Below are 25270 nucleotides of genomic sequence, written 5' to 3'. Positions count from 1 at the left end.
TTGCTGCGCTCAGGCGATGCTTCGCGCAGCTTTGAACTAGTTGGTCTTCTTGGTGCCCGGCTTGGGAGCAGCCGGCCGTGCAGCTGGCTTGGGCGCCGCGGGCCGTGCTACCGGTTTGGGCGGCGACGGCACTCCTGCCGGCTTCGGCGCTGCGGGGGCTGCCGCTGCAGGCCTGGGCGATTCAGGCGCCTTGGCCGCTGCGGGCTTGCTTACCGCAGGACGCGGAGCTGCCGCTGCCTTGGGGGCTTCGCGTTTCGGCGCTGCCTGCTTCGGCGCTTCCTTGACCGGTGCCGCCTTGGGAGCTTCCTCTACAGGTGCTTCCTGCTTCGGGGCTTCCTGCTTGGGAGCTGCCTGCTTCGGCGCTTCCGTGGCCGGAGCCTCGGCTTCCGGTGCCGCGACCGCTTCGGCAGGTGCCTCGGCGCTGGTTGAAGCCGTAGCGGCCTCGGCGCTAGCCTCCGGCGCTGCCTCTTCAGTGTTTACAGCGAAACCCTCAGGAAGCAGGTCCGCCAGGGACTGCGTCATGGCGGGCTGGTCACGGCTGACATCAACGCGGCCGCCGGCCTTGGCTTCGTTCTGCGCCTTTGCTTCAGCGCGCTGCGTTGCACGGCGCGCTTCTGCCTTGGCCTCCGCCTTGTTCTTCAGCGGACCGACGACCATAACCATGTTGCGGCCGTCGATGCGGGGGCTGGACTCGACAACGCCCACTTCGGCGACGTCGTCGGCGAAGCGCTGGAGCAGGCGGATGCCCATTTCCGGACGCTGCTGTTCGCGGCCGCGGAACTGGATCATAGCCTTGACCTTGTCCCCGGCGCCGAGGAAGCGGAGGGCGTGGCCGCGCTTGGTCTCGTAGTCGTGGGTGTCGATCTTCAGCCGGAAACGGATTTCCTTCAGAACCGTGTTGGTCTGGTTCTTCCGGGCCTCGCGTGCCTTGACGGCGGCTTCGTACTTGTACTTGCCGAAGTCCATCAGCTTGCACACCGGAGGCTTGGCCTGCGGTGCAACTTCAACGAGATCAAGGTCGGACTCGGCAGCCAAACGCAGGGCATCCTCAATACGGACGATTCCTACCTGTTCACCTGCAGGGCCGACCAGCCGCACCTCGGGGACGCGGATACGCTCATTGATTCTTGGCTCGCTAATGTTAGAACTCCTGTTGTTGAGATGAGTATTCCACCGGCAAATAGAGAAGGCCCCCAATTGCCGGAGCAATCGAAGGCCTCGAAGATCGGATGTGCACTGCCTCCGGAGAGGCTGTACGCGTTCCAGGCAGCTATCGCTGCCGTGGTTCGCCCGACCAGGTACCCGGCAACCTTGCTTCCATGGGAATCACTTCCGGGAAAACGGCTGACGCGGGTGGGAGAGAACTCCGCTTGCAAACTGAAGTCGATTCTACAGACAGAACCCCGAATACTGCACATTGGCAGCCGCGGGTTCCACATAGCAAAATAACGACATTCAGTCGGTCTGTGACAAGCTTACCAGTATGAGCACTTCAGACAGTAATTCACACGTTTTCGAGCCCGCCGCCGGTCAGCGTGACGGCCAGGAGCAGGTGTCGCAACAGATCCGCGATATCTCAGAGGTCCCCGCCATCGAGGTCATCACCACCGCCGCTGTGCACCTCATGAGCGCGTCGGCCGTTAAGCTCGGCCTTGCCGCTGAGGACAACGCCGAGGAGCTCAAGGACCTGGACGAGGCCCGCAAGCTGATCACGGCGCTGGCCGGACTCGTGACCGCCGCCGCCCCGGAGATCGGTTCCCAGCACGCCGGTCCGTTGCGCGACGGACTGCGCTCCCTGCAGTTGGCGTTCCGCGAAGAGTCGATCATTCCGGACGCTCCGGGCAAGGGTCCGGGGGAAAAGTACACCGGGCCGGTCAACTAGGCATTTCACCGGCAATTGTCGACGACGGCGGCGGGCGGACCAAGCGGGTCCACCCGCCGCCGTCGTCATTCCATGAGTTTTTGTCCAGATACGGGGACTTACGCACCCCGGAGGCCCCGGTATCTGGACAAAAACTCTGGGCGGCCGGCCTAGGCGATCGCGCCGCGCCGGCGCCGCCGCTGCTGCAGCCCCAGTCCGAACAGGCAGAGGACAACACCGGCTGCTCCCACCGAGACAAACCCGGCGGACGGCCCGACTCCGTCGATGAACAGGCCGGCCAAGGGGGCGCCAAGGGCGACTCCGGCCGTGAGCGCGGACCCGTACCAGCCCATGGCCTCACCGCGGCGGGCCTCCTCCACGAGGTCGGCCACCTTTTCGGATGCAGCGGACAGGACCGGCGCACACAGCAAGCCGGGCAGCAACGAGAGCAGGCACAGCGTCAGCGTGTCCCGGGCAAAGCCCATGGGGATGGTGAGGGCGGCCATGCCCAGCAAGAGGAGAATCGGTGAAACCGGCCTGTGCATGGCGCCGTAGAGAAGGCCGCCGACCACGGAAGCCGCACACCAGAAGACGAAGACCAGACCGATCTCCGCCTGATGCCCGCCGGTCTCCAAAGCGGCCACGATCCCCACATCCGTGCCGCTGAGCACCATGCCCGCCCCTGCGGCCACGGCGAAGACCGCTGCTACGGCCGCGGTAAACCAGGCGAAGTTGTGTGCCACTTTGTGCCGCAGCCCTGAACGACGGAGCTCACCGGCCGCCACGGGAGCGAGTTCCGCCGCGGCTTCCTGCAGATGTGCCGGAGCGGCCGCGACGACCGCCACTTCCGCGCCCTCCTGCTGGTCCGTTTCGTATTCTTCATCCGGCACCGCACTGCGGGTGGGAGGGTTGAACCACATCAGGAAGAGTCCGGCCACGGAGGTGCATACGCCCACCACCGTCAACCCGACAACCGAGTAGCCGGCAGTGGCCACAATGGCCCCGGCTGCGGGGCCGAGCATAAAGACCAACTCCGTGGCGATCGCGTCCAGTGCGAATGCCGTCCGACGCTGCTCACCGCTCGCCAGCACCCCCAGGGACTGGCGCACCACGCTGAAGATGGGCAGTGTGAGCAGACCGCCCACGAAGACCAGCGCCAGCAGCCACTGGTACGAAACATGCGGCACCACAGACCAGATGACGGTCTCGGAAACGACAGAGGGAACCAGTGCCTTGCGTAGGCCTACGGTGTCCACCCGGCGTCCGCGCCACGGGGCGCCGAGGGCGATCCCGATGGTCATCACTGCCGCCGCAGCACCGGCGGCGGCATACCCCTCGCCCAGTGTCAGGACGATGTGCAGCGTTAGGAGTACGCCGGCCGCTGAGTGCGGTATGCGGGCTATCATTCCGACGGTCAGCAGGCGCCTGATGGGCCTGACTGCCAAGAGCTCCTTGTAAAGAGCGAAATTCACGGGGTACGTCCTTTGTCCTGCCGAAGGCAGGACCGGGGTTGTGCCCCGCCTACCGCCGGCTACTCTGCTGCGCGCTGCAACTTTACCTCGATCGAGTCAACCCGCTCGGCGAAGACTGCATTCCGGGACCACTCGGCGTTAAGCCCCGCCACGATTGCCTGGACACCGGCCGCATCCAGTCCGTCTGCCAGGTACAGCACCACCCGGAGCTCCGGGCCCGGGCCGCCGCCGGGGACGACTGCGCCGCCTGCCGTTGCCGAGGCGACTCCGCCTCCCGCTTCGAGTTCGACACGCCTTACGGGCGGGTAGCCGGCCGTTGCCTCGGCCATGGCACAGGCAAGCTCGGGATCCGCGTACGACGGCAGCCACTCCTGCTGCCGGGCAAGGGCCCAGACTGCCGGGCGGCGGACAACAAAGGTGTACTCGGAACCGGGGTCCAGAACCAGGAGTTCAGCGCCTTCGGCCACCGCGGACAGCGCCGCCCGCGCGGCATATACCGCCACCGGCCGGGCTTGCGGATGCCACGCGGACAGGGCTGCTGCCGATGTGAAGACCGGCATCGCCGTCCGTCCGCCCGGCGCTTTCAGCGTTACCAGCGCCATATCCGCCTGCTTGTCCCCGTGCAGCTGGTCACCATGAACCTCGTCGCCATGCGCCTCGCCACCGTGCGGGCTGATACCTTGCGGAGCCGCCGCATGAACGCTTTCCTCGGCCAGCTGGGCAACGATCGGAACGAACACCCGGGCAGTGGCCAGCGACGCCACCACGGCAGCTTCGTCGCCTGCGGCCGAGCGCAGGGCCGCAACAGAGGCGAGGTAACCGGCGTCGGCCCTGCCGTCGTCGTCCTCGAAGTTGTGGATCTTCGCAGCCTCGCCGGCGAGGCTGCGGCCCGCCCAGGGCTGCCCGGCCGAATCCGTGGCTCCCCCGGAGCCGGCGAGTGCGGCTGCGATGTGGCCGGGCAGTTCGCGTGCTGGAGGTCGCTGTTCCATGACGGTTGCCTGCCTAGCGGCGGCCTGCTACATCCAGCGCTTCCGGCAGCGTGAATGCACCGGCGTAGAGAGCCTTGCCAACGATGGCGCCTTCGACGCCCAGGGGAACGAGCGAGCGCAGGACCTTGAGGTCTTCCAGGCTGGAGATGCCGCCGGAGGCCACCACCGGTTTGCCGGTCTTCTCCACCATCTGGCGCAGCAGCTCCACATTGGGACCCTGCAGGGTGCCGTCCTTGGTGACGTCGGTGACCACGTACCGGGCGCAGCCGGCTTCCTCAAGGCGTGCCAGCACGTCCCAGAGGTCGCCGCCTTCCTTGGTCCAGCCGCGGCCTGCCAGGGTGGTTCCGCGCACGTCGAGGCCGACGGCGATCTTGTCGCCGAAGCGGTCGATGGCGCGGGCCGTCCATTCCGGGTTTTCAAGCGCAGCAGTGCCCAGGTTAACGCGGGCAACGCCCAGGTCCAGGGCCTTTTCGAGGGACTCGTCGTCGCGCAGGCCGCCGGAAAGTTCAACCTTGATGTCCAGCCTGCCCACTACTTCGCGGAGCAGTTCCGCGTTCGAGCCGCGGCCGAAGGCGGCGTCCAGGTCCACCAGGTGTACCCACTCGGCGCCCTGTTCCTGCCAGTTGAGCGCAGCTTCCAGCGGAGTGCCGTAGCTCGTCTCGCTGCCGGCTTCGCCCTGGACCAGGCGGACCGCCTGGCCGTTCACGACGTCGACGGCGGGCAGCAGTTCCAGTACGGGCAGCGGCGTTTCGGTGGTCATCTTCAGGTCCTCAGGTTGTAGTGAAGCTGCGTTGATCGGGAAGTGCGGGCCCGGCTAGCTGGCCGGCAAGGTAAGAAGGTAGGCGGCCAGGAGCGCCATTCCGGCCAGAACGTAAAAAACGATCTGGGTCCAGAGGGGCTTGTGCTGCTGCCTGAAGGACAGTGCCCCGCCGACCAGCAGACCGGCGAGGCCCATTAGGACAATCGACCACATCTAGGCGGCCGGCCCGGCACTGGCGGGGGCGGCTGCGGTGGCGGCGCCCTGGCCGCGGCGCAGGCTGTTCACCCAGTTGCGAAGCAGCCGGGCGCCGGCGTCGCCGGACTTTTCCGGGTGGAACTGTGTGGCGCACAGCGGCCCGTTCTCCACGGCGGCGATAAATGGTGCGCCGTGCTCGGACCAGGTGACCAGCGGTGCCGCCATGCGCGGCTGGATGACATCGAAGTCCCAGTGCTGCACACCGTAGGAGTGGACGAAGTAGAACCGCTCGTTTTCGACGCCTTCGAAGAGCCTGGATCCTTCCGGAACCGTCACGGTGTTCCAGCCCATGTGCGGCACTACCTCGGCAGGCAGCAGCTCGACTTTGCCGGGCCACTCCCCCATACCCTCCGCTTCGGTACCGTGCTCGACTCCGGCCTCGAAAAGCACCTGAAGGCCTACGCAGATGCCCAGGACTGGACGGCCGCCGGCGACGCGCCGGCCGATCATCCGGATGGCGTCCACTGCCTTGAGTTCGCGCATCACGGTTTCGAAGGCCCCGACCCCCGGCACGAGCAGTCCGTCAGCATTCAGGACGTCCTCCGGTTTGGCGCTGAGGATGACCTCGGCGCCCGCACGCTCCAGGGCGCGCACGGCTGAGCGGACGTTCCCGGAACCGTAGTCAAGGACGGTGACAGTGGGCTTGCCCTCGGGAGAAGCAGGCTTCGCGTTCGCGGCAGGATCAAAAATGGCTCCGTCGCGAAGGACCGGCCCGGTCACAGTGCGCCCTTGGTGGAGGGGATGCCCTCCACGCGGGGGTCCGGTTCCACGGCCGCGCGCAGTGCCCGCGCAAACGCCTTGAACTGGGCCTCCACAATGTGGTGCGGGTCCCGTCCGGCAATGACATTCATGTGCAGGCAGATGCCGGCATGCAGGGTGATGGCTTCGAAGACGTGGCGGGTCAGCGAACCCGTGAAGTGTCCGCCGATCAGGTGGTATTCCTGGCCCGCAGGCTCTCCGCCGTGCACCAGGTAGGGACGCCCGGAGACGTCTACCACGGCGTGGGCCAGGGCTTCGTCAAGGGGCACGGTGGCTTCGCCGAAGCGTCGGATGCCGGCCTTGTTGCCCAAAGCAGTGCGAAGTACCTCGCCAAAGGTGATGGCGACGTCCTCCACCGTGTGGTGGACGTCAATGTGAATGTCTCCGGTGGCCTTGACCGTCATGTCGATGAGCGAGTGCTTGCACAATGCGGTCAGCATGTGGTCGTAGAACGGAACCGAAGTGCTGATGTCCGAGACGCCCGTGCCGTCGAGGTTGATTTCTACGAGCACGGACGATTCGCTCGTGGAACGCTCCATGCGTGCGGTCCGGGCCTCGGCAGCAATGGATCCGGTGGTGCTCATGTGTTGTGTCCTTTGGATGTAAGGAGAAATAACGTCGGGGTACCGGGTCGCGGGACTGATTCCCTCGGACCGGGGGTCTGACTCCAGTTTAGGCCGGGACGCTGGGCTGCCCGGTCAGGATCAGTTCCAGGGCTTCCAGGAAGGCTGTGGTTTCCGTCTCAGTGCCCGCCGTGACGCGCAAGTGCCCGGGGATCCCCACGTCCCGGATCAGAACCCCGCGGTCGAGCAGCCCCTGCCAGACCTCGTGCGGGTTCTCCAGGCCGCCAAAGAAGACGTAGTTGGAGTCGGACGCGGCAGGCTTGAGGCCCATCCGGGTCAACTCCGTAACAATCCGGTCGCGCTGCCGCTTGATGTCTTCGACGTCGGCCATCAGGGCCTCACGGTGGGTCAGGGCAGCCAGGGCGGTGGCCTGGGTGATGGCGGACAGGTGGTACGGCAGCCGCACCAGACGCAGCGCATCCGCAACCTCGGGCGCAGCGGCCATGTAGCCCAGGCGCGCCCCGGCCAGGGCAAAGGCCTTGCTCATGGTACGGGACACGATCAGCCGTTCACGGCCCGGCAGCAGAGTCAGGGCGCTGGGCGTACCGTCGTGGGCAAATTCGTGGTACGCCTCATCGACGATGACGACAGTCTGGCTGGCTTCGCCTGCGGCATACACGGCCTCCACCACATCCAGTCCCAGCCCGGTGCCGGTGGGGTTGTTGGGTGAACACAGGAAGACGATGTTCGGCTGCAGTTCCCGGACCTGCCGGGCAGCCGATTCGGCACTGAGCCCATAGTCGTCCGCACGCTGGCCGACGATGTATTCGGTGTCGGTACCGCTGGCCAGGAGGGGATACATGGAATACGTGGGCGGGAAACCAAGTGCGGTACGTCCCGGCCCGCCGAATGCCTGCAGAATCTGCTGCAGCACTTCGTTGGATCCGTTGGCGGCCCAGATGTTCTCTGCCCGCAGACCGTGGCCGAGGTACTCGGCCAGGCGCTCCCGGAGCTCGGTGAACTCACGGTCCGGATAGCGGTTCAATCCCGCGGCAGCTGCCGTCACGGCCTCGGAAATGGCCACAAGGACATCGGCCGGAACGCCATGGGTGTTTTCGTTGACGTTCAGCAGAATGGGAACGTCCAACTGCGGCGCACCATACGGGGTAAGGCCACGCAGGTTGGTCCGGAGGGGAAGTCGGTTCAGGCGCTCTAGCTGGTCAGTCACTTCAATAGTTTAAGTGAGCGTGGCCGGGGCGCCGAAACTGTGACGCTTCCGGCCCTGCCGGGGCTTGCTTCCGCCCGCTGCCCGCGCAGGGTGTCGGGCCTTAGTTTGAGGGGACAAAGATCTGCTGGCCCGGCATGACCCTGCCGCCGTCGAGGTTGTTGAGCTGAACGATATCGGCAACAACGTCCCGGGTATCGCGTTCCGGCGCGACAGATCCGGCGATCTCCCACAAGGACTGCCCCGGCTGCACCGTCACCGACACGGTGGGGGTCACAGACAGCTCGGACGCGGAATCCGCCGCCTTCGCCGGAGAGTTCAGGAAACCGGCCAGCGAGATCACCAGCACCGCCAACAGAATCAGCGGCACGCCCACCAGGACGATGCGCCCCCTGCGCGTCAGGCGGAGCGGCGGCTGCGTGGACCTTGCCTTGGCCGCCTTCACGGCCTTCTCCGCGGGACGCTCCTCCCAGTTGAAGCCCCGAATTCCCGAAGCCCCGGCTTCCTGCCCGGCGGAACCCGGAAACTCCGATGCGTGAGGGCCGCGGCCCTGGCCGGCCGAACCCTTGAAACGCGAACCATGAATAGCGCTTGTTGCTGACATGAACTGAGCCCTCCTGGACCTGACTGTGCTGCCCGGCATGTTCCTGAAGCTGCCATCCGCCCGCCCGGTCTTCGAACATAGGACCGAACGGGGTTTTGGACTAGAACACATATTCGAACTTTGCTTGTTCTGTTCTAGCACTTATTAACGAACATTGTCGAGACTCACTAGAACAAATGTTTGAAAAAGCTGTGGGGCTGGCCTACGTTTGAGCTACAGATCAACCACTTCTGCAGTTGATCAGCAGGGTCTGACATTTTCAGGCCGGAAGTTCCCGGCAGCTGCAGCCACGGAGGCCGGGTGGAACGGAAAGGCGTTGGCGAACATGGCAGCACAAGCCACCGGCGGCAGGGCTACGCAGCGGAGCCAGCAGTCACCAGCGAAGCCGAAGGGCCTCACGGTACGGCAGAAGAAGATTCTGGAAACCATCCAGCGGTCCGTCAATGACAACGGCTACCCGCCGTCAATGCGTGAAATCGGCGACACCGTGGGCCTGGCCAGCCTTTCCAGCGTCACCCACCAGCTCTCGCAGCTCGAAAAGCTGGGCTATCTCCGCCGCGATCCGAAGCGTCCGCGGGCCATGGAAGTACTCATGCCGCTGACCCTGGATGAAGGTGCTGCCAAAATCTCAGGCGTGGAGAAGCCCGCGCGGCTGCGCACCATCGGCGGATTGGCCGTCTCCGAACTGGCCACCGCAACGGATACGGCCATGGTCCCCCTGGTCGGCCGGATCGCAGCAGGCGGCCCTATCCTGGCTGACCAGGTGGTCGAGGACGTGATGCCGCTGCCGAGGCAGCTGGTCGGCCACGGCGAGCTCTTTATGTTGAAGGTGACCGGCGACTCCATGATCGACGCCGCCATCTGCGACGGCGACTGGGTTGTGGTCCGCCGGCAGAGTGACGCGGTCAACGGTGACATCGTGGCAGCCCTGCTGGATGACGAGGCGACGGTCAAAACCTTCCGCCAACGGGACGGCCATACCTGGCTCCTGCCGCAGAACACGCAGTACGAGCCCATCCTCGGCGACCACGCCAACATCATGGGCAAGGTCGTGTCCGTTCTTCGTTCGCTGTAGCCGCTGCGCAGCCCGCTTCCGGGGACCCGACTTCGGGCCCCCGAAACGGTCAGGTGGCGCCGGCAACGGCACGCGTTGTCAGCCTGCGGCCGCCGCCGACGGAGCCTTCGCCAGCCTCGACAGGGCGGCAACCGCGACCGCAGGATCGGTGGTGGGCCAGAACGGCGGCAGGGCCGCCCGCAGGAAGCCCCCGTAGCGCTCCGTGGACAACCGGGAATCAAGGACCGCAACAACACCCTTGTCGCCGGTGGAACGGATCAGCCGGCCGGCCCCCTGGGCGAGCCGGATTGCCGCGTGGGTGGCCGAAACCGACATAAAGCCGTTGCCGCCCGCCTGTGCCACCGCCCGGGAACGCGCCGTCATCAGCGGATCATCGGGACGCGGGAACGGAATCCGGTCGATCACAACCAGCCGGCACGAACCGCCGGGAACGTCGACGCCCTGCCAGAGAGACATTGTGCCGAAGAGGCAGGTGTCCGGCTCGTCCGCAAACTGCCGCACCAGGGCGGTCATGGTTGATTCGCCTTGGCACAGGATGCTGACATCCAGGCGCGGGCGCATCGCCTCAGCCGCTTCCTCCGCCGCCCGCCGCGACGAAAAGAGGCACAGTGCCCCGCCGCCGGACGCCCGGATCAGCTTCTCCAGCTCATCCAGCGCTTCGGGGGATGTTCCACGGCCGGGCTTCGGCAGATGGCTGGCGACGTAGAGAATCCCCTGCTTGGGGTAGTCGAACGGGGACCCGACGTCCACGCCGGTCCAGCTGGGTGCACCCGGGCCCACCAGCCCAAGCCCTCCCGCCGCCGGCTCGAAGGCCGATCCGATCGCGAGGGTGGCTGAGGTGAGGACCACTGTGTGGCCGGCAAAGAGCCCGTCACGCAGCTTCCCGGCCACGCTCAACGGGGCTATGTTGATCAAGGCCGGCGCTGCGTCGTCCGGCTGCGAATAGCCTTGCTGCGGGTCAAAGGTGCTGTTCCGCGAGAACCAGACCACTTCGCGGTTTTCCCGGGCGGCGATCAGTCGTTCACAGAGCTCGAGGATGACCATCAGGCGTGAGCGCGCAAGCTGGCGACCGCCGTCGGCCGTATTCGCGCTGTCCCCTTTCGAATCCGAAAGGGCCGCGCGGCAGGCTTCCCGCAGCTGGTCCACGCAGTCGAGCTGTTCGTCGTTGAGGCCGTTGGGCAGGAGGCCGCTGGGGACTCCGGCGATGGCCAGTTCCAGGTTCGCGGCAGCGTTATTGAGCGCATCCACCGTGATTCCGGTATTCTTCCGGGCGCCGGAAGCGGCGGCGTGGACCATGGCCACGGACAGCTGGCCGGAGACCGCTCCCGTTACCCGGTCCTGCAGCTCGTGCGCCTCGTCGACCACCACGACGTCGTACTCCGGCAGCACCGCCAGGCCTTCGAAGGCGCTGACGGCCAGCATGGCATGGTTGGTGACCACGACGTCGGCCTCGGCGGCGTCCTGGCGGGCCAGTTCGCTGAAGCACTCGGCAGCCATGGGACATTTCTGCGCGCCCAGGCATTCCATTGACGTGACGGACACCTGCCGCCAGGCACGGTCCGTCACGCCCGGCATCAGTTCATCCCGGTCCCCCGTGGCCGTCTTCTCCGCCCACTCGCGGAGCCTGACCACTTCTTTGCCCAGCTGCGACGCCGGACCGCCCAGGGAGGCGGCGAAGTGCGGGACGCTGGTGTCCTCGCCCAGGGAGAAGAGCTGCCCCTCGGAAGGCTCTTCCGAGGGGAATCCGCCGTCGAGCTTGTGCCGGCAGACGTAGTTTGCCCGGCCCTTGACGAGCGCGACCTTGACGGGGCGCTCCAGCGCGGGAGTAATGGTTTCCAGCAGCCGGGGAAGGTCCCTGCCCACGATTTGGGTCTGCAGGGCCAGGGTGGCGGTGGACACCAACGTGGGCTTCTCGCTGACCTGTGAATGGGCAATCAGCGGAATCAGGTACGCCAAGGACTTGCCCGTGCCGGTTCCGGCCTGGACCAGCAGGTGGTCGCCGCTGTCGATAGCGCGCGCCACCTGCCGGGCCATCTCGTGCTGGCCGCTGCGGCTCTGTCCGCCCATGCCGGACACTGCCCGGTCAAGCAGTTCGATGACGAACTCCTCGCCGGCGGAGCCGCTGGTTTCTCCGGCCCCGGGATCAGACATTGCTGATGAAGGATTCCAGTTCAGCGGCGAGCCCTTCGCGCACCATGACGAGGGCGCGGGTGCCCTCCTCCTCATGATCCAGGCGAAGGATTTCGGCGTCCGTTTCGTGGAGTTTGCTGATCAGGTCCCCGCGGTTGTAGGGAATCAGCAGCTCCATCTTGACGCTTGGCCGCGGAATCGATTCGCTGATCGCCTTCAGGAGCTCCGCGATGCCCTGCCCGGTGCGTGCGGATACCACCACGTGGCGGGGTTCGCGCTGCTTCAGGCGTTCCACGACGAAGGGGTCCGCGGCGTCGGCCTTGTTCAGCACGATGATCTCCGGGACCTTGCGTGCGTCCACTTCGCTGAACACTGCCCGGACCGCGGCGATCTGGCCCTCCGGGTCGGGGTGCGAGACGTCCACCACGTGCAGGATGAGGTCCGAATCGGCCACTTCCTCCAGGGTGGAGCGGAACGCTTCCACCAGCTGCGTGGGCAGGGAACGGACGAAGCCCACGGTGTCCGCCAGGGTGTAACCCAGGCCGTCGGCTGTTTCCGCCTTGCGGACGGTCGGATCCAGCGTCGCGAACAGTGCATTCTCGACCAGGACCCCGGCGTCAGTCAGCCGGTTAAGGAGCGAGGACTTCCCGGCGTTCGTGTAGCCTGCGATCGCTACGGACGGGACGGAATTACGACGGCGGTTGGCCCGCTTGGTTTCCCGCGCCGGCTTCATCGCGGCGATTTCGCGCCGCAGCTTGGCCATCCTGGTACGGATCCGGCGCCGGTCCAGTTCGATCTTGGTTTCACCGGGACCGCGGGAACCCATGCCGGCTCCAGCGCCGCCCACCTGGCCACCGGCCTGGCGGGACATGGATTCGCCCCAGCCGCGCAGGCGCGGGAGGAGGTACTCGAGTTGCGCCAGCTCCACCTGTGCCTTGCCTTCGCGGCTCTTGGCATGCTGGGCAAAGATATCCAGGATCAGGGCCGTGCGGTCGATCACCTTGACCTTCACGATGTCCTCGAGTCCGCGCCGCTGTGAGGGCGCCAGCTCGGCATCCACCACTACGGTGTCGGCACCGGTGGACATCACGATGTCCTTGAGCTCCTGGGCCTTGCCGGAGCCGAGGAAGGTACCGGGGTCAGGCTTGGCACGGCGCTGGACGATGCCGTCGAGGACTTCCGAGCCCGCGGTTTCGGCGAGGGCAGCGAGTTCGCGGAGTGAATTTTCCGCGTCGGCGAGGGTGCCTTCGGTCCAGAGGCCGGCCAGCACCACCCGTTCGAGGCGCAGCTGCCGGTACTCAACTTCGGTGACGTCTTCGAGTTCGGTGGAAAGGCCGGCCGTACGGCGCAGGGCCCGGCGTTCCTCGAGGTCCTGCTGGTCCCCGTCGAAGATGCTGTGTTCGCTGTCCTGGCGGGAAATCGCCTGGGCTGAACCCAGAACTCCGCGCGGATTTTCCGGGGCGGAGCCAGCGGCACGGGCCGGGACGTCCTTGGACAGAATCCGGTCGATGACGGCCTGGATTTCCTCAGGACTCATGTCCTGGGAGGCTGCATCTGATCCGGTGTTGGGCTGGTTGGTCATGTTCTCCTTTGAAGATTCGACACTTTCAGAATAATGCTGATTGTTTGTCTGCGGGGCGGTATTCGCGCTGGGCTGACGACTATGGGTCATTCGGGCTCCTGGAGTGCCGGCGGCTGCGGGGCAGCGGGCGGCGGTACGGGCGGTAACGGAGGCGGACGCCTGGAAGGCAGTCGGGGTTGCGGAGGATGCGCCTGTCCTGACGGGATGCGCGTGGTCAGATGATCAGCATTGCTGGACTCCAAGTAGTACGGGCGGGACGTCGGGCCGGAAAATCACGGCAGGACGGCGCACTGAGCGGAAGGTGAATACCTGCGTCGCTGCGGGACGGGCTTAGGCCCGTGCCGGCTACTCGAAGATCAAGAACATGGATTAAACATTAGCAGACCGGTGTCAGTGCTTCGTTCCTGTCCCCGTTTCCCATCGGCGCGCGCGGCAACTAATCTGGCGAGTTATGGAGTCTGCACATTATTTCAGCGCCCAACCTGCCGGGCCGTTCACCCGCAAGCCGCTAACCGTGGAACTTGCCGGTGAAACCCGCAGGCTGCAGACGTCCGGCGGCATCTTCAGCCCCGACGGTATCGACAAGGGAACTGCCGTGCTGCTGGCCGACGTGCCGGCCCCTTCACCCCAGGGCAACCTGCTGGACATCGGTTGCGGCTGGGGTCCGATCGCGCTGACCATGGCCCTCCGGGCACCCCATTCGCATGTCTACGCCGTGGACGTGAACGAACGCTGCGTTGCACTGACAAATGAAAATGCCGGCCTGCTGGGTCTGAACAACGTGACCGCGAGCCTGCCTGACGACGTCGATCCCGGCCTCCGCTTCGACACGATCTGGTCCAATCCCCCCATCCGGATCGGCAAGGACGAGCTGCACTCCCTGCTGCTGCTGTGGCTTCCCCGGCTGGCGCCGGGCGGATCCGCCTGGCTGGTGGTCCAGAAGAACCTTGGTTCCGACTCGCTTCAGCGCTGGCTGGGCGCCGAACTGGACAGCAGCTTTACCGTCACCCGGGAAAGCACTTCGAAGTCCTTCAGGATCCTTCGGGTCAGGAAAGCGTCCCGCTAGCGACGATCACTGCCGGACCGCTGAGTTCCACATGTTCGTGGCCTTCCGGCCCCGCAAAGAACTTAACGCCGACGACGCCGCCGGGAACCTTGACGTTCCAGGCGTCCGGAGCGTCCTGACCGGCCCAGTGGCGGATGGCCACGGCCGCCGCGCAGGCGCCGGTGCCGCAGGACTGCGTCTCCCCCACGCCGCGCTCATGGACCCGCATGGTGATTGTCCCGACGCCGTCGTGGACCAGGGGCTCGGACGGGACGACAAACTCGACGTTGGTGCCGTTGGCCGGCTTCGGATCCACATGCGGTGCTTTGAAGAGCTGCGTTGCCTCGAGCTCGCTGAGTTCTGCAAGGGCCACGACGGTATGCGGGTTGCCCATGCTGACGGACAGGGCCGGGCGCGGTACTTCCAGGCCGTCGGCTGTCACGAGCGAGTCCATGGCCCGCGCCGTCGCCTCACCCGGGAAAATAAACTCCCACGGGCCCATGTCCACTGCGTAGCCGTCGTCGGTCCGCACCACAGTCTTCGCGCCCGCGCGTGTTCCGATGGTCAGGGCATCGCCGACGTCCAGGCGGACGAGGCCCTGGGCGACCAGGAAGTGCACGAACACCCGGACGCCGTTGCCGCACATTTCCGACAGGGATCCATCGCCGTTGCGGTAGTCCATGAACCATTCGGCATCCGGGTGGACCGCCTGCAGCTCACGCCCTTCGGGTAGGAAACGCGACGGCACGGCACGGATCAGCCCGTCGCCGCCGATGCCGCGGTGGCGGTCGCACAGCTCCGCGACCTGCTCCGGAGCAATAGGCCAGGTAGCCTCGGGGTCCGCGACGAGCACGAAATCGTTGCCGGTGCCGTGGCCCTTGGAGAAGGCCAGGCCGCTCAGCCCCTGGAGTGTGCGGTCAGGGGCGGGTGCAAGGGTTTCGTCCATAGTCCAAGGTTACCGTCACGGCGGGACGGGCCGGAAAACCGTGTGGCCCGAACCTCAGCGGACACGTGCCACAGCGCACGGCATCGTCAGCGGCAGACAGCCAGTGCTTTCGCCACCAGGTCCGGGTCCTGCCAATCGAACCAGTGGATGCGCGGGTCCGCCCTGAACCAGGTCAGTTGCCTGCGGGCGAATTTCCGCGTGGCCACGATGGTGTCCTCCGTGGCCTGCCCGGCATCCCATTCGCCGTCGAGCACTTTCAGGAACTGCGAGTAGCCCAGCGCGCGGGGTGCGGTTTTGCCCTGCCTCAGTCCGGCGGCGTCCAGCCGCTGCACCTCGGCCTGGAGTCCGTTGGCGACCATGCCGTGAACGCGTTGCGCCAGCCTGTCCTTCAGCAGCTCCCGGTCCACCTCGAGCCCGATCTGGACCGCCGGCTGGTAGTACTCCCGGACGGGCATGAAGGAACTGAAAGGGCGCCCTGTCAGTTCGAAGACCTCGAGGGCACGGACAACCCTGCGGGCATCGCCCAGGCGGGCGGCGGAGGCGGGATCCACCGCTTCCAGCCTGGTGCGCAGCGGGGCCAGGCCGGCGTCGCCGAGCTCCGCTTCCAGCCGGCGCCGGATGTCCGGATCCGTGCCGGGAAACTCGAGGACGTCCAGGGCGGCCCGGACGTACAGGCCGGACCCGCCTGCCAGGATTGCCCGCTTCCCGCGCCCGTGGATCTCCGCGATAGCTGCCCGCGCTTCCTGCTGGAAGTCGGACACACTGGCTTCTTCGGTGACGTCCAGGGTGTCGAGCAGGTGGTGCGGGACTCCCCTGCGTTCCTCCGCAGTGATTTTGGCGGTGCCGATGTCCATTCCGCGGTAGAACTGCATGGCGTCGGCGTTAATGACTTCGCCGTCGAGTTCCAGCGCCAGCGCCACGGCGAGATCCGACTTGCCGGATCCGGTGGGGCCGACCACCGCGATAACTGGAGGGGCGCCCTGAGGCTGCGTCGTGGGGTTGGTGTGCTCTTGCGGGCTGGCCATGGCCTAGCTGCGGCGGACGGGGAGCGCCGGCATGCCGAGGGACACTCCGCCCTTGCCGCCGGCACCGCCACCGGCCACGGGCGCTCCGCAGGAGTCCGCCTGGGACCTGTCCCAGGCGTCGCCGGCACGCGAGCGGCGCAGGGAGTAGTCTGCCGCCGATGCCGGATCGGCCACCAGGTGGAAAGCCGCGGCTTCGGTGATGGTAACCGTGACCAAGTCACCGGGGCGCGGCTTCTCCGCACCCTCCGGCACCGAGAAATGCACCAGGCGCTGGTCCTGCGACCGGCCCGACAGCCGGTGTGTTTCCTCCGACTTGCGGCCCGCCTGTGCTGTGACCATGACTTCCACCTGGCGGCCCAGCTGGCGGGCGTTCTCCTCGGCGGCGATCCTGTCCTGCAAGGCGGTCAGGCGCTCGAAGCGTTCCTGGACCACGGCTTTGGGAAGCTGGTCCGGCAGATCGGCGGCGGGGGTGCCGGGGCGCTTGGAGTACTGGAACGTGAATGCCGTGGCAAAACGGGATTTCTCGACGACGTCGAGGGTGGCCTGGAAGTCCTCTTCAGTTTCTCCCGGGAAGCCCACGATGATGTCCGTGGAAATGGCCGCATGCGGGATGCGCTCCCGGACCTTGTCCAGGATGCCGAGGAACTTGGTGGAGCGGTAGGAACGCTTCATGTCCTTGAGCACCTTGTCCGAGCCCGATTGCAGCGGCATGTGCAGCTGCGGCATGACATTGGGGGTCTCGGCCATGGCATCGATGACGTCGTCAGTGAACGCGGCAGGGTGCGGACTGGTGAAACGGACCCGCTCCAGTCCTTCGATTTCGCCGCACGCCCGGAGCAGTTTGGAGAAGGCCTGCCGGTCGCCGAATTCCACGCCGTAGGAATTCACGTTCTGGCCCAGCAGTGTGACTTCGATGGCGCCGTCGTCCACCAGCGCCTGGATCTCGGCGAGGATGTCGCCAGGGCGGCGGTCCTTTTCCTTGCCGCGCAGGGCCGGAACGATGCAGAACGTGCAGGTGTTGTTACAGCCCACCGAGATCGAGACCCAGCCCGAGTACACCGAGTCCCGCTTGGTGGGAAGGGTGGATGGGAAAACGTCCAGCGACTCCAGGATCTCCAGCTGGGCTTCGTTGTTGTGCCGGGCGCGCTCCAGGAGCGCGGGCAGGGCCCCGACGTTGTGGGTGCCGAACACGGCGTCCACCCACGGAGCCTTCTTCAGGATTGTTTCGCGGTCCTTCTGGGCCAGGCAGCCGCCCACAGCGATTTGCATGCCGGGGTTGGCCGCCTTGACCGGCGCGAGCATCCCCAGATTGCCGTACAGCTTGTTGTCGGCGTTCTCCCGGACGGCGCAGGTGTTGAAGACCACCACATCGGCGTGCTCCCCGGATGCCGGGACATAGCCCGCATCTTCCAGCATGCCTGCCATCCGCTCGGAGTCGTGCACGTTCATCTGGCAGCCGAAGGTACGCACCTGGTAGGTACGTTGCCGGGCAGCCGGGGATGCTGTGTCGGTGGTGGCGGAAGTGCTGGTGCCGGACGCTGGGGAGGGAATGGTCAAACTCACCTGTTAAGGGTACCGGTTCACAGGAATTCCGTTGCCGCCCGTTCCCCGGCGGCGGTGTCCAGAACCTCCCCCACAATCCGGAAGGCCTGCGAGGGCTGGTATCCCTTGCGGGCAAGCATGGAGGCCAGCCGACGGGTGACTTTGTCCCGCTCGGCCCGGTCCGTGAGGTCCGCTGAGGCCTTCAGCTTGCGTTCGACGAGTTGGCGCGCAGCCGATTCCTCAGCTTCGTCGCTGAGCTGTTCCAGGGCCCGGGCAGCAATGTCCGGCTCGATGCCCTTGTCCGCGAGCTCACGCCGCAACGCTCCCTTGGCAAGCTTCCGGGTCTGGGACCTGCTCCGGACCCACATGTCGGCAAACTCCGCGTCATCGACGAGCCGGACTTCTTCGAACCGGTCCAGCACGGACTCCGCCACATCGTCCGGAACGTTGCGTTCGGCGAGCTTGCGGGCCAGCTGCAGCCTGCTCTTGGGCGAGTTGGTGAGCTGCCGCAGCACGATGGCCCGCGCCACCGACGCCGGATCCGGTTCCGGATCCTGTTCAGCCAGCGGCGCCGGGGAGAACCCGTCCCCGGCGCGGTTTCCCCTAGAAACCGTCAACGGCCTTGAGCTTCGGCGACGCTTCTGCTTCGGCCGCCGCAGGCTTCACGCCGACGCCAAGCTTCTCCTTGATGAGGCGCTCCAGTTCCGCGGCAAGCTCGGGGTTGTCCCGGAGGAAGCGCCTGGAGTTCTCCATGCCCTGGCCCAGCTGGTCGCCGTCGTACGTGAACCATGAACCCGATTTCTTGATCAGGCCGTGCTCCACACCCATGTCGATGATGCCGCCCTCGCGGGAAATGCCCTGGCCATAAATGATGTCGAATTCGGCAATCTTGAAGGGCGGGGCCATCTTGTTCTTGACGATCTTCGCCTTGGTGCGGTTGCCCACCGAGTCTGCGCCTTCCTTCAGCGTCTGGATGCGGCGGACATCGATGCGGATGGACGCGTAGAACTTCAGTGCCTTACCGCCGGTGGTGGTCTCGGGTGATCCGAAGAAAACGCCGATCTTCTCGCGCAGCTGGTTGATGAAGATGGCGGTGGTCTTGGTCTGGCTCAACCGGCCGGTGATCTTACGGAGCGCCTGGCTCATCAAACGGGCCTGGAGGCCGACGTGGCTGTCACCCATGTCGCCTTCGATTTCCGCGCGGGGCACGAGGGCTGCCACGGAGTCGATGACGATGACATCGAGGGAGCCCGAGCCGATCAGCATGTCCATGATTTCCAGAGCCTGCTCACCGGTGTCCGGCTGCGAGACCAGCAGGGCGTCGGTATCGACACCCAGCTTGGCGGCGTATTCGGGATCCAGGGCGTGCTCGGCGTCGATAAAGGCGGCGATGCCTCCCTGCCGCTGGGCATTCGCGACGGCATGCAGGGCAACGGTGGTCTTACCCGACGATTCCGGGCCGTAGATTTCGACCACGCGTCCGCGCGGCAGGCCGCCAATTCCGAGAGCAACGTCCAAGGCAATGGAGCCGGTGGGAATTACTTCAATGGGAGCACGTACTTCGTCGCCCAGCCGCATGACGGAGCCTTTGCCGAACTGCTTGTCGATCTGGGCCAGCGCTGCGTCGAGCGCCTTCTGACGATCCGGGGCTGCCGCCATGGTTCACACCTCTAGTTTTCTCGCTGTGGAGTGGCCTGAGCGGCCTTTATCTGTCATCACTGACGCTAACGGCACCCACCGACATTGTTGCCGGATGACATTGCGTATGTGGAAAACGGTCTGGAAAAAGCATAGCCCGACCCGAACAGATATTCGAACAATCCTTCGGCGTGTCAGGCTGCGGACAATCAGTTCCGGGAGGGCTTGACGTCCCTCCCGAGACGGCGCTCAGCCGGGACATCCTGCACATCGCACATCGCGAGCCAGACCTGCCGCGGGGGAACACCCGCCGCCAGCGCCTGGTCCGCGGTCCGCCCGCCAACACCTGCGAGCACCAGGGAGCTACTGAGGACGCGGGAGTATCCCGCACCGAACTCGTCGTCCATGAGCCGCCAAAAGTCGCTGATTCGCACGGATAAAGTCTCTCACGCCTGCGGCCAATAGAATGGTTGCCATGAGCAACCCAGCCGTGGAACCCGATGCTTCCGGGGCCACCGAAAACAGCGTCGACGCGGCCCTGCGATCCGTGGAGAACCAGATCAGCCTCTTCTGGCGCCGTGGACGCTCCCTCTCCCAGCAGCTGTCCCGGCAGGTCCACCCGGACATGGAGCCGGCGGCCTATGGCCTTCTCACCGTCATCCGCCGCGAAGGTCCCATCCGGCTCACCGAACTGGCAACGTGCATCGGAGTCGGCAAGCCGTCCGTCAGCCGGCAGATCGCGTTCCTTGAGAGCATCGGCCTTGTGTCGAAGGAAGCGGACCCACTCGACGGCCGGGCCCAGACGATCCGGCTGACGCCCAAGGGCGAGGAGAAGATGCACCAGGTGCAGGATGCCCGGCGTGAGGTGTTCCGTGAGCGGCTCGGGGAATGGCCGGTGGAGGACCTGCAGGCTCTCGCCGCTTACATGGCCAAGCTCAACGCGACCTATGAGCGCGACGGCTTCCCCAAGGACGAGGCGAAGTAGCGGCTTGACGGCCGGCCCTCCGGAGGGCACGCGCGGGCTCCGACAGCACGCATCACGACGAGGGGCCGCCGGCATCGCCGGCGGCCCCTCGTGTCAACTACGAAGATCTAATATGTGCGGGTCAGCGGGCGCCCGAGAGCAGTCCCTTGGCCAGTTCGTCAGACAGTTCAGTATTAAGTTCGCGGTCAAGGTAACGCTGCGAGAATTCCTGCGGGACGGTGTCCGGAACAGCAACGCCCTCAGCGACGGCAACGCGGTCGCTGACTTCGCGGAGCATGCTGGACAACGGGACGTCCAGGGCCGAGCAGATCGAAGACAGCAGCTCCGAAGAGGCTTCCTTCTGGCCGCGCTCCACTTCACTGAGGTAACCCAGGGAAACCCGGGCACTGTGTGACACTTCGCGGAGGGTACGGCCCTGACGCTGGCGAACGTCGCGCAGCACATCACCGATTTCGTGACGAAGTACTACCATCTTGCGCTCCTTCTGTTCGCTCTTTGCCTGATCGGCGAGGCCCACATCCTTCCAGCGGACAACGCCGTTCACGGATACGGGCTGCTTTACCATCTGTATCGCCTTGCTCCCTCGTACGTCAGGTCCGCCCTCATCAGGCGAACCATAATTATTTATTCATCCTAGGCGCCTCACTGATTCCGAAGCGACACAATGTAACAACTATTAGGAATCAAATTTTGTTCCCGGCAACTTTACGCCGGGTAAGCCTCGGAAGATAGGGCCTCCAGCAGCCGCTCCAAAGCAGCCGCACATGCCTGGCCCCGGATGTCCGCGCGGTTTCCCTCGAAAACGTAACCGAACGACGTCGTACCGTCCGCGGTGGCGATGCCGACGAAAACCGTTCCCACGTCCTTCCCGCCGTGTGGTTCCGGTCCTGCGACTCCTGTGGTGGACACTCCAATGTCTGCCCCGCAGACCCGCCGCGCCCCCTCGGCCATCGCTTTCGCCACGTCACCATCGACGGATCCGACGGCGTCCAGCAGTTCGCCGGGGACGCCCAGGACGTCCGCCTTGACGGAATTCTGATACGACACCACGCCGCCCTGCAGCATCCCCGAGGCGCCGGGGGTATCGGCGAGGACCGCCGCCACCATGCCCGCAGTCAGGGATTCGGCGGTCGCCACGGTCAGTCCGCGCCCGATGGCTCCGGTGACTGCTTGTTCGGCGATGCGGTGCAGATTGCTCATGGCAGCTCTCCTTGTACGCGCTGGCTGGCTGCGCGGCGGCCGTTTGCCCGCAGCTTCAGCGCTTCTACGACATATTGTCCGCCGGTCCAGACAGTGATCGCCACAGCGGCCAGCATCACCACGAAGGCCACCACACCAAGCCACGGAGCCAGTGAAGCGAGCGGGACCACATACAGCAGGATCGCGACGGTCTGCACCACGGTCTTAAGCTTGCCGCCGCGGGACGCCGGGATGACGCCGTACCTGATCACAAAGAACCGCAGTGCCGTGATCCCCCATTCGCGGGCCAGGATCGGGATGGTGATCCACCACGGCAGTTCGCCGAGCAGGGAGAGCATCACGAGGGCGGAGCCGGTGAGCAGCTTGTCCGCGATCGGATCGGCGATCTTTCCGAAGTCAGTGATCAGTCCCCGGCTGCGGGCGATGTCGCCGTCGAGCTTGTCCGTGTAAATGGCAACCGCAAACGTCAAGGCCGCGGCCCAGCGCCAGAGGCCGTTCTGGCTGTCGAATCCCGGTGCGTCCGCGACGAGGAACCAGACGAAGAACGGCACCAGGACGATCCGCAGCATCGTCAGGATGTTCGGAAGGTTCCAGATCCCGGAGGCGGAGCCTGAGCTGTTGGCTTCAGTGCTAGTCACCCTCCTAGGCTACCGTCCGGTGAGCGACCAGGCGTCTTCGGAGCCGTCTTCGTCGTCACCATAGCCTCCCGCACTGCCGTCGGCGCCGTCGTAGTACTCCACTTTCTGGGTGCGGTTGTCCAGGTCAGCCGCCACGAGGTCCTCGGCGTAGCCGCCCTGGGCGATGTTCGCGTTGGCGTTGTCGCTGAGTGCCGCGGTCTGCGAATCCGGCGCAGCAGGGGCATCCTGGCCCTTCATGGCAGCGAGGACGGCGGCTAGGTCGTCGGGCTTCACCAGGACGTCGCGGGCCTTGGAACCCTCCGACGGGCCCACCACTCCCCTGGATTCGAGCAGGTCCATGAGCCGGCCTGCCTTCGCGAACCCCACGCGCAGCTTGCGTTGCAGCATTGAGGTGGAGCCGAACTGGGTGGTGACCACCAGTTCGGTGGCCTGCAGCAGCACTTCGAGGTCGTCCCCGATGTCGTCGTCGATCTGCTTCTTCTGCGCCTCGGGCGCGACGTCGTCGCGGTACACAGCCTTCAGCTGGCCCTTGACGTGCTCAACGACCTTGTGGATTTCCGATTCCGTAACCCAGGCGCCCTGGACGCGCATGGCCTTGGACGCGCCCATCGGCAGGAAGAGCGCGTCACCCTGTCCGATGAGCTTTTCCGCGCCGGGCTGGTCCAGCACCACGCGGGAGTCGGTGACCGAGGAGGTGGCGAACGCCATGCGGGACGGGACGTTGGCCTTGATCAGGCCGGTGACGACGTCGACGGAAGGCCGCTGGGTTGCCAGGACCAGGTGGATGCCGGCGGCACGGGCCAGCTGGGTGATGCGGACAATGGAATCTTCGACGTCGCGCGGTGCCACCATCATGAGGTCGGCGAGTTCGTCCACGATCACCAGCAGGTACGGGTAGGGACGGATGACGCGTTTGGAATCGACCGGCGGGTGGACCTTGCCGGCCCGGACCGCCTTGTTGAAGTCGTCGATGTGCTTGAAGCCGTAGTTGGCAAGGTCGTCGTAACGGGCGTCCATTTCGCGGACCACCCACTGCAGGGCCTCGGCGGCCTTCTTGGGGTTGGTGATGATGGGCGTGATGAGGTGCGGTACGCCCTCGTACGCCGTGAGTTCCACGCGTTTCGGGTCCACCATCACCATACGGACCTCGTCCGGCGTGGCGCGCATCAGGATGGAGGTGATCATGGAGTTCACGAAGGACGACTTACCGGCACCGGTGGCACCCGCTACGAGCAGGTGGGGCATCTTGGCGAGGTTCGCCACCACGTAGCCGCCCTCGACGTCCTTGCCGACGCCCATGACCATCGGGTGGTCGGTGCGGCGGGCGTTCTGGCTGCGGAGCACATCGCCGAGGGACACGGTTTCGCGGTCCGTATTGGGGATCTCGATGCCGATGGCGGACTTGCCGGGGATCGGGCTGAGGATACGGACGTCACTGGACGCGACGGCGTAGGAGATGTTCTTGGACAGCGCCGTGACGCGTTCCACCTTCGTGCCCGGGGAGAGTTCGATTTCGTACCGGGTGACCGTGGGGCCGCGGCTGAAGCCGGTGACCTGGGCATCCACGTTGAACTGGTTGAGCGTTTCGGTCAGTGACGCCACGATCGCATCGTTGGCCTCCGTGCGTTCCTTCGGGATGGAGCCCGGGGTCAGCACGTCCGACGACGGCAGGGTGTACGTGACGTCCCCTGCGAGCGAGAGCTGCTCCGTGCGCTGCGGGATCGGCGTGGGCGGCGGCGCCGGGGCGACGGGTCGCGACGGCACTTGCGCGGCTGAGGCAACGGCGGCAGCACCGGCTGCGGGATTGAGTGATCCGGCAGCCACCATCCCCGGAGTCACCAGCGGGATGGCCTCGGTGGCGTTCTCGCCGCCTGCATCCTGTCCCTTGGTGCCCAACCCCTGGGCTGCCTTGATCTTCTCGACGGCGATTTCGGCCTGGGTGGGCCGGCGCACACCGGGCGCCGGACGCGGACCCTTGCCGCCTGCCTTGGTGCCGCTGGGGCTGCCGGCCGTTTCGTCGTCGTCGATGACGGCATGTTCGAAAGCCTCGTCGCCCACATATCCTTCGAGGCGGGGATCAGTCTCCTGGTCCTTGCCGAACAGCCTGCTGCGCCGCTTCTTCTTGGGCTCGTCCTTGCCGGCGTTCTCGTAGAGGTAGCTGCGGTCGTGAACGTCGCCGGGTTCCTGCAGGTCAATGCCCATGAGGTGCTCGTAGGCATCCCTGATCCGGCGGGGAATCGCGCCGAAGGGCGTAGCGGTCACAATCAGGAGGGACGTGAAGGCCAGCAGGCCGTACACGGCCACAGGCACCGCGACATGCAGGGCAGCCAGCGGCGAGGCGGCCAGGAAGCCGAGCATTCCGCCGGCCTGCCTCAGTCCGTCGAAGCCGTCCGTTACGGTGGGCTGGCCGCCGATGACGTGTGCCAGGCCGCAGCCGGCAAACGTCATGATGAGGAAGCCAATGCCGATCCTGTTGTTGCCCCGCCCGTCCGACGGCTGGCGGAACAGCCGGAAGGCACAAACGAAAAGCATGAGCGGCAGCAACAGCGACATCCAGCCGAACGTGCCGTTGACGATCGCGAACACAGTGTCGGGGAACCATCCCTTGAAACCCCACCACGCGAAGGTTGCAACAAACACGCCCAAGGCGAGGTTAAAGAGGGCTGCACCGTCGCGGCGGTCCTCGGGGGCAAGGTCGCTGACGTCGTGGCCGATCCGACGGACGCCGCCGCCGACTACGTGCCCTATTCCCAGCCACGCGCCCGCGGCCACCCGCACGAGCCACGGCTGCCGGGGTTCGACGGCAGCGATCTGGCGGGTGCGTGCGGTGCCCGATGATCCTCCGGTCCGGCTGGATTTGGACGCAGCGGAGCCGGAGCCCCTGCCCGCTGAGCTGCCTGATTTGCCGCTTGAGTTGCCTCTAGGCGCGGAGGAGGTACGTGTCGCCATACCCGCCACGGTACCCGAAGCCCGGCC

The 25270-nt window shown here is 66.0% G+C and carries 25 protein-coding genes; 4 read left to right on the top strand and 21 right to left on the bottom strand.

Annotated elements, in window-relative coordinates:
• Window positions 1-36: 36 nt before the first annotated feature.
• Window positions 37-1197 carry a translation initiation factor IF-3 gene (infC, locus tag ACSQ12_RS07570; RefSeq protein WP_436064924.1) on the bottom strand — a complete coding sequence of 387 codons (1161 nt, stop codon included), beginning with the start codon at window positions 1195-1197 and terminating at the stop codon, window positions 37-39.
• A gap of 286 nt (window positions 1198-1483) precedes the next feature.
• Here infC and ACSQ12_RS07565 point away from each other — a divergent pair, with 286 nt between their 5' ends.
• On the top strand, window positions 1484-1882 hold the full coding sequence (locus tag ACSQ12_RS07565; RefSeq protein ID WP_028271930.1) for a DUF1844 domain-containing protein: 399 nt from the start codon (window positions 1484-1486) through the stop codon (window positions 1880-1882).
• A gap of 149 nt (window positions 1883-2031) precedes the next feature.
• On the opposite strand, the gene ACSQ12_RS07560 is transcribed toward ACSQ12_RS07565, so the two are convergent.
• The 8 genes from ACSQ12_RS07560 to ACSQ12_RS07525 form a co-directional block, all read right to left on the bottom strand.
• Window positions 2032-3333, bottom strand: a complete 1302-nt coding sequence (locus tag ACSQ12_RS07560; RefSeq protein WP_436064923.1) for an MFS transporter — start codon at window positions 3331-3333, stop codon at window positions 2032-2034.
• A gap of 59 nt (window positions 3334-3392) precedes the next feature.
• Window positions 3393-4322: an SseB family protein gene (locus tag ACSQ12_RS07555; protein WP_436064922.1), complete on the bottom strand. Its 930-nt coding sequence runs from the start codon at window positions 4320-4322 to the stop codon at window positions 3393-3395.
• A 13-nt stretch (window positions 4323-4335) separates the two neighbouring features.
• Window positions 4336-5082 (bottom strand): bifunctional 1-(5-phosphoribosyl)-5-((5-phosphoribosylamino)methylideneamino)imidazole-4-carboxamide isomerase/phosphoribosylanthranilate isomerase PriA, encoded by a 747-nt coding sequence (priA, locus tag ACSQ12_RS07550; protein WP_043480179.1) that lies wholly within the window; start codon window positions 5080-5082, stop codon window positions 4336-4338.
• A 54-nt stretch (window positions 5083-5136) separates the two neighbouring features.
• Window positions 5137-5277, bottom strand: a complete 141-nt coding sequence (locus tag ACSQ12_RS07545) for a hypothetical protein (protein WP_436067045.1) — start codon at window positions 5275-5277, stop codon at window positions 5137-5139.
• An 18-nt stretch (window positions 5278-5295) separates the two neighbouring features.
• The gene (gene hisH, locus ACSQ12_RS07540) at window positions 5296-6057 is read right to left on the bottom strand and encodes an imidazole glycerol phosphate synthase subunit HisH (RefSeq protein ID WP_436064921.1); all 762 of its coding nucleotides are present in this window, start codon (window positions 6055-6057) and stop codon (window positions 5296-5298) included.
• Window positions 6054-6680, bottom strand: a complete 627-nt coding sequence (hisB, locus tag ACSQ12_RS07535) for an imidazoleglycerol-phosphate dehydratase HisB (RefSeq protein WP_209746134.1) — start codon at window positions 6678-6680, stop codon at window positions 6054-6056. Before hisB ends, hisH begins: the two co-directional genes overlap by 4 nt.
• A gap of 88 nt (window positions 6681-6768) precedes the next feature.
• The gene (locus ACSQ12_RS07530) at window positions 6769-7887 is read right to left on the bottom strand and encodes a histidinol-phosphate transaminase (RefSeq protein ID WP_436064920.1); all 1119 of its coding nucleotides are present in this window, start codon (window positions 7885-7887) and stop codon (window positions 6769-6771) included.
• A gap of 100 nt (window positions 7888-7987) precedes the next feature.
• Complete coding sequence (locus ACSQ12_RS07525; protein WP_436064919.1) at window positions 7988-8488, bottom strand: LysM peptidoglycan-binding domain-containing protein; 501 nt, start codon at window positions 8486-8488, stop codon at window positions 7988-7990.
• Window positions 8489-8813: 325 nt separating this feature from the next.
• Here ACSQ12_RS07525 and lexA point away from each other — a divergent pair, with 325 nt between their 5' ends.
• Window positions 8814-9563: a transcriptional repressor LexA gene (gene lexA, locus ACSQ12_RS07520; protein ID WP_436064918.1), complete on the top strand. Its 750-nt coding sequence runs from the start codon at window positions 8814-8816 to the stop codon at window positions 9561-9563.
• A 78-nt stretch (window positions 9564-9641) separates the two neighbouring features.
• On the opposite strand, the gene ACSQ12_RS07515 is transcribed toward lexA, so the two are convergent.
• Entirely contained in the window at window positions 9642-11714 is a 2073-nt protein-coding gene (locus ACSQ12_RS07515; RefSeq protein WP_436064917.1) for an ATP-dependent DNA helicase, read from the bottom strand.
• Window positions 11707-13275 (bottom strand): GTPase HflX, encoded by a 1569-nt coding sequence (gene hflX / locus ACSQ12_RS07510; RefSeq protein WP_209746143.1) that lies wholly within the window; start codon window positions 13273-13275, stop codon window positions 11707-11709. Before hflX ends, ACSQ12_RS07515 begins: the two co-directional genes overlap by 8 nt.
• Window positions 13276-13726: 451 nt before the next feature.
• Here hflX and ACSQ12_RS07505 point away from each other — a divergent pair, with 451 nt between their 5' ends.
• Window positions 13727-14341 carry a class I SAM-dependent methyltransferase gene (locus tag ACSQ12_RS07505; protein WP_209746144.1) on the top strand — a complete coding sequence of 205 codons (615 nt, stop codon included), beginning with the start codon at window positions 13727-13729 and terminating at the stop codon, window positions 14339-14341.
• Here ACSQ12_RS07505 and dapF read toward each other — a convergent pair.
• The 6 genes from dapF to ACSQ12_RS07475 form a co-directional block, all read right to left on the bottom strand.
• A complete protein-coding gene (dapF, locus tag ACSQ12_RS07500) occupies window positions 14322-15266 on the bottom strand; it encodes a diaminopimelate epimerase (protein ID WP_436064916.1) in 945 nt (314 codons plus the stop codon). The two genes, ACSQ12_RS07505 and dapF, sit on opposite strands and share 20 nt — an antisense overlap.
• A gap of 86 nt (window positions 15267-15352) precedes the next feature.
• Window positions 15353-16291, bottom strand: a complete 939-nt coding sequence (miaA, locus tag ACSQ12_RS07495) for a tRNA (adenosine(37)-N6)-dimethylallyltransferase MiaA (RefSeq protein ID WP_436064915.1) — start codon at window positions 16289-16291, stop codon at window positions 15353-15355.
• A 3-nt stretch (window positions 16292-16294) separates the two neighbouring features.
• Window positions 16295-17854, bottom strand: a complete 1560-nt coding sequence (gene miaB, locus ACSQ12_RS07490) for a tRNA (N6-isopentenyl adenosine(37)-C2)-methylthiotransferase MiaB (protein WP_436064914.1) — start codon at window positions 17852-17854, stop codon at window positions 16295-16297.
• A 17-nt stretch (window positions 17855-17871) separates the two neighbouring features.
• Window positions 17872-18363, bottom strand: coding sequence for a regulatory protein RecX (locus ACSQ12_RS07485; protein ID WP_209748493.1), 492 nt, complete (start codon window positions 18361-18363; stop codon window positions 17872-17874).
• Between the two features lie 73 nt (window positions 18364-18436).
• Window positions 18437-19492 (bottom strand): recombinase RecA, encoded by a 1056-nt coding sequence (recA, locus tag ACSQ12_RS07480; protein ID WP_028271945.1) that lies wholly within the window; start codon window positions 19490-19492, stop codon window positions 18437-18439.
• 188 nt (window positions 19493-19680) lie between these two features.
• Window positions 19681-19905: a DUF3046 domain-containing protein gene (locus ACSQ12_RS07475; protein WP_209746154.1), complete on the bottom strand. Its 225-nt coding sequence runs from the start codon at window positions 19903-19905 to the stop codon at window positions 19681-19683.
• Window positions 19906-19946: 41 nt separating this feature from the next.
• Between ACSQ12_RS07475 and ACSQ12_RS07470 the strand changes: the two genes are divergently transcribed.
• Window positions 19947-20456 (top strand): MarR family winged helix-turn-helix transcriptional regulator, encoded by a 510-nt coding sequence (locus ACSQ12_RS07470; RefSeq protein WP_436064913.1) that lies wholly within the window; start codon window positions 19947-19949, stop codon window positions 20454-20456.
• Window positions 20457-20577: 121 nt separating this feature from the next.
• Here the strand turns inward: ACSQ12_RS07470 and ACSQ12_RS07465 are convergent, their stop codons facing one another.
• The 4 genes from ACSQ12_RS07465 to ACSQ12_RS07450 form a co-directional block, all read right to left on the bottom strand.
• Window positions 20578-21021, bottom strand: a complete 444-nt coding sequence (locus ACSQ12_RS07465; RefSeq protein ID WP_043429615.1) for a helix-turn-helix domain-containing protein — start codon at window positions 21019-21021, stop codon at window positions 20578-20580.
• Between the two features lie 140 nt (window positions 21022-21161).
• The gene (locus ACSQ12_RS07460; protein ID WP_209746157.1) at window positions 21162-21656 is read right to left on the bottom strand and encodes a CinA family protein; all 495 of its coding nucleotides are present in this window, start codon (window positions 21654-21656) and stop codon (window positions 21162-21164) included.
• Entirely contained in the window at window positions 21653-22294 is a 642-nt protein-coding gene (gene pgsA / locus ACSQ12_RS07455; RefSeq protein WP_436064912.1) for a CDP-diacylglycerol--glycerol-3-phosphate 3-phosphatidyltransferase, read from the bottom strand. Before pgsA ends, ACSQ12_RS07460 begins: the two co-directional genes overlap by 4 nt.
• 9 nt (window positions 22295-22303) lie before the next feature.
• Window positions 22304-25243: a DNA translocase FtsK gene (locus tag ACSQ12_RS07450; protein ID WP_436064911.1), complete on the bottom strand. Its 2940-nt coding sequence runs from the start codon at window positions 25241-25243 to the stop codon at window positions 22304-22306.
• Window positions 25244-25270: the final 27 nt, after the last annotated feature.

This window comes from Arthrobacter sp. LjRoot14 (assembly GCF_964253905.1).
GTDB lineage: Bacteria > Actinomycetota > Actinomycetes > Actinomycetales > Micrococcaceae > Arthrobacter.
Note: the sequence above shows the minus strand (reverse complement) of the source record. Positions and strands in the feature narration are given on the sequence as shown.